Source organism: Corynebacterium sp. ACRPE (assembly GCF_022347435.1).
In the GTDB taxonomy this organism is placed as follows: domain Bacteria; phylum Actinomycetota; class Actinomycetes; order Mycobacteriales; family Mycobacteriaceae; genus Corynebacterium; species Corynebacterium tuberculostearicum_D.
The window spans coordinates 1-1,053 of record NZ_JAKRNA010000062.1; the positions used below are offsets into that span (position 1 = coordinate 1).

Here is a 1,053-nt window from a genome sequence, read left to right on the forward strand (position 1 = left end):
CCTTTGGCCTGCAGGTAAAAGGCGTCATAAATCGTTTCGTGACTAATGCGCATGTCCTTATCAGTGGGGTAGTCGATGGGCAGGCGATTAGAAATCTCCTCAGGTGACCATTGTGCCCGCAATTGTGCGCATACATAGTCCCATAGTCTTTTGTTGGCTAGTAGTTTCGGTATTTTCGGCCGCAATCTCCGCGCACAGGCCTTTAACTGGGCTGTTTCCGCACGATACGGGCCTTCAGCACTGTGGTTTCTGCGTACTTCACGCTGAATTGACGATGCGCTACGCCCTAAACGGCGCCCAATCTCACGCAGTGGCACATCTTCGCGGAGAAGATCGGCGATAATGACGCGTTCTTCGAAGCAAATGTAGCGATTGCTGATGCGTTTATACGGATCTACCCCGCTAGGTAAGGCGGGAGGGGCAAGCCTTCCGGATTCGATGACATCATGGCGTTGGCGCAGCGCTTTCATAAGTCTGTTATACGTGCTGGCGTCTTCGCCGACGGGTATGAACTCTTCTCGTCGACCCTGGGATTTGGTGAGTCCTTTTTCGAAATCTAAACGCAGTCGACGATCAATTCCTACTGCCGCGCCAGCATCACCACCAGGCAGGCTCGCCAGCCGAAGGCGCAGATATTCCACTCTTAACTGCGTCTGGCGGACTTTCCGAGCATACTGACTCAACCGGATATGGCACCCAGCTTCCGTAGCTACGGCATAAGCCGCAGAAAGATGCATCCCACATCTTTTAGCAGCTTGGCGTACCGACAGTCCGCTTCGGACTAGCTCTACAAGCTGGAAAGCCTGGCTACCGCGGCGATCAACTCGTTTGGCTTTAAACACGACTGGCAATCCAAAGGCATGACAAAAATTCAAAGCATGCCCGTAATGACAACCAAGCTCACCAGCCGCCGAACGGACACTACGCCCACTGCCAACCAAGGCAACTAAGCCACGACGATCCGATTCAGACAACGAATGAAACGGGCCAATAATCTCAGACACAACAACACCCTCCTAAGGGAAAGTGTTGCAACGACCCTCTGAACTCAAG

1 protein-coding gene is annotated in these 1,053 nt (G+C 53.0%); it reads right to left on the reverse strand.

Annotated features, from left to right (window positions below):
* Positions 1–1,004: helix-turn-helix domain-containing protein (locus MHY13_RS12105; RefSeq protein WP_239283247.1), on the reverse strand; the 1,004-nt coding region annotated here is incomplete at its 3' end.
* Between the last annotated feature and the right edge of the window lie 49 nt (positions 1,005–1,053).